Raw genomic sequence first — 2,852 nt, forward strand, 5'->3', positions numbered from 1 at the left:
CGCGCTGGGGAGCCATCGTCTCGAGCAGGAACAGGATCAGGTCGCGGATCCGCTCGCGGATCTTGAGCGCCGCGATCCGCTCGTCGGGAAAGGCGTCGAGCATCGCCTTGTCCACCCAGTCGAACCAGGCGTCGATCATCTGAGCCTGCCCGCCCGGGAAAGCGAGCCGGGCGCGGTCCGCGGGAACGCCGAGCTCCTCCGCCGCCATCGCCAGCGCCTCGTTCGACCAGCCGTCGAAGGCGGCATGCTTCGGCACCAGCGGGGCGAGCGCGTCGCGAAGCTCGTCGAGGTTCATCTCGAGCGGGTCGGCCATGACGGCTCAATGGCCCTGGGGCGCTGGGGTTGCAAGCCTCGGCCCCGGCAGCCGGATGAGAACGAGAGCGGCGCAGATCAGCAGCGCGCCCATCGCGTCGGCCAGAGAGAGGCGCTCGTCATAAGCAAGCCAGCCGATCACCGCCGAGGCGACCGGCTGGGTGAGCAGGCCGAGCCCGACCACCAGCGGCTTCAAATGGCCCATTGCATAGACGAGCAGGCCCTGCCCGATCAGCTGGCTGCCGAGCGAGAGCAGGACGAGCGGCGTCCAGTCGCCCGGCATCACCGCCTCGCCCCGCGCCAGCGCGAAGATCAGAAGCGGCAGGGCCCCGGCGACCGTGGCGATGGCGAGGACGGGCCAGGGCGCCATCGTCCGCCGCGCCCGATCGACCATGATCAGATAGAGCGTGTAGAAGAAGGCCGCGACGAGAGCGAGCAGGTCGCCGGTGAAATGGTCCGGCGAAAGCTCGTAGCTGCTGCCGAGCAGCAACGCCGCGCCGACCGCCGCAAGAAGGAGCGCAAACCCCTGCAGCCGTCCCGGCAGCGCGCGCAGCACGAGGAAGCCGTAGAGCACGAAAAGGAAGCTCGACATGTTGCCGAACAGAGTCGCGTTGGCGAGCCTGGTACGCAGGATCCCCTCGTGCCAGGCGGCGAGATCGGCGGCGAAGAACAGACCGCCGAGCGCCACCGCGCCGACCAGCGCCCAGCCGGGAGAGGCCCGACCGCGGCCCTGGCGGAGCGCGAAGACGGCGAGGAAGGGCGCAGCCAGCGCCAGCCGCCAGAAGGCCGAGGCGACCGGCCCGACATCGGCCAGCCGCACCATCCACGGCCCCGCGGCGAGCGCCAGGTTCGCCAGGATCAAGGCGGCGAAGGCAAAGCGATGGGCGGGTGGGATCGTGGTCATGAGCGCCGCCGCTTGCGGCGGCGCCCGGCCGGGGTCAAGCGAAGCGCTGCTTGAGCGCGAGCATCGCCAGCGCCGCCTTGGCCGCCTCGCCGCCTTTGTCCTTCTCGTCCGGCCGGGCGCGGGCAAGGGCCTGGGCTTCGTTCTCGACGGTGAGGATGCCGTTGCCGATGGCGAGCCCGTCCAGGGTGAGCGCCATCAAGGCCCGCGCGCTCTCCCCGGCGACGATCTCGAAATGATAGGTCTCACCCCGGATCACGACGCCGAGCGCGACGAAGGCGTCGTAGCGCCCCGTCTCCGCCGCCAGCGCAACCGCGCCCGGGATTTCGAGCGCGCCCGGGACGGTGATCGTCTCGTGGCTGTGCCCGGCCGCCTCGATCGCAGCCCGTGCGCCCTCCAGGAGCAGGTCGTTCAAATGGGCGTAGAAACGCGCCTCGATTATCAAGACATGCGCCATGTCAGCCCGTCGTCTCGGGAATGGGCCGCTCGCCGACGATGCTGAGCCCGTAGCCGCCGAGCGCGACCGGGGTGTGGTGACTGTTGGTCAGCAGGATCATCTCGTGCACGCCCAAGGCGGCGAGGATCTGCGCGCCGACGCCGTAATCGCGGAGCTGCTCGCCGTCCGGCTCCACCGCCTCGCCGGCGCGGTGCTTGAGCGCGCGCGACAGGCCGTCGGGCATCGGCCGGTTGATCGCGACGATCGCCCCGGCCCCTTCCGCCGCGATCGCCTTCATCGCCCCTTCGAGCAGGCCGCCGCGCGGTCCTTGCTCGGCGAAGACGTCGGGAAACAGGCTGAGCGCGTGCATCCGCACCAGGGTCGGCGTGTCGGGATCGATCCGGCCTTTGACCAGGGCGATCTGCTCGACCCCCGAGGCCTTGTTCAAAAAGGTCTTGGCGGTCCAGGTCCCGCCCCAGCGGCTCTCGAACTGGGCCTCGGCGGTCTGCTCGACCAGCCGGTCCTTCTTGAGCCGGTAGGCGATCAGGTCCCGGATCGTGCCGATCCTGAGATTGTGCAGCTGGGCGAAGGCGATCAGCCCGTCCATCCGCGCCATCGAGCCGTCATCCTCCATGATCTCGCAGATCACGCCGGAAGGGTTGAGCCCGGCGAGCCGGGCGACGTCGACCGCCGCCTCGGTATGGCCGGCGCGGACCAGCACGCCGCCGTCGCGCGCGGCGATGGGGAAGACATGGCCCGGCGTGACGATATGCTCGGGGCCCTTGGCCGCGTCGATCGCGACCGACACGGTCCGCGCCCGGTCGGCCGCGGAAATGCCGGTCGTCACGCCCTCCCTCGCCTCGATCGAGACGGTGAAGGCGGTCTCGTGGCGGGTGCCGTTCGAGCGGCTCATCGGCGCGAGGCCGAGCGCGTCGACCCGCTCGCGGGTCAGCGCGAGGCAGATCAGGCCGCGGCCGTGCTTGGCCATGAAATTGATCGCGTCGGGCGTTGCCATCTGGGCGGGGATGACGAGATCGCCTTCATTCTCGCGGTCCTCGTCGTCGACCAGGATGAACATGCGGCCGTGGCGCGCCGCGTCGATGTGGGCCGCGGCGCTCGCCATCACGCCGCGGGGGCCCACGGGGAGGTAGCGCTCGAGCTTGGCGTGCGGCGGGGCGGGCGGGGTGCAGTGCGCATGGGCGC

Annotated in this window: 3 protein-coding genes and 1 pseudogene; all 4 read right to left on the reverse strand. The window is 70.9% G+C overall.

Features of this window, described 5'->3' with window-relative positions:
* A pseudogene (locus ACT4N8_RS13630) lies at nucleotides 1-313 on the reverse strand (COQ9 family protein); the annotation flags it as partial.
* Nucleotides 314-319: 6 nt separating this feature from the next.
* Entirely contained in the window at nucleotides 320-1,216 is an 897-nt protein-coding gene (locus tag ACT4N8_RS13635) for a DMT family transporter (RefSeq protein WP_444858663.1), read from the reverse strand.
* A 34-nt stretch (nucleotides 1,217-1,250) separates the two neighbouring features.
* Complete coding sequence (gene ribH / locus ACT4N8_RS13640; RefSeq protein ID WP_444858664.1) at nucleotides 1,251-1,670, reverse strand: 6,7-dimethyl-8-ribityllumazine synthase; 420 nt, start codon at nucleotides 1,668-1,670, stop codon at nucleotides 1,251-1,253.
* Nucleotide 1,671: 1 nt separating this feature from the next.
* Nucleotides 1,672-2,852: 3,4-dihydroxy-2-butanone-4-phosphate synthase (gene ribB / locus ACT4N8_RS13645; RefSeq protein WP_444858665.1), on the reverse strand; the 1,181-nt coding region annotated here is incomplete at its 5' end.

It is taken from the genome of Sphingosinicella sp. (assembly GCF_052387495.1).
In the GTDB taxonomy this organism is placed as follows: Bacteria; Pseudomonadota; Alphaproteobacteria; order Sphingomonadales; family Sphingomonadaceae; genus Allosphingosinicella.

What these genes read in the sequence shown, in the direction of transcription:
- ribH (WP_444858664.1), bottom strand. Translation starts at nt 1,670, where the DNA reads ATGGCGCATGTCTTGATAATCGAGGCGCGTTTCTACGCCCATTTGAAC.
- ACT4N8_RS13635 (WP_444858663.1), bottom strand. Translation starts at nt 1,216, where the DNA reads ATGACCACGATCCCACCCGCCCATCGCTTTGCCTTCGCCGCCTTGATC.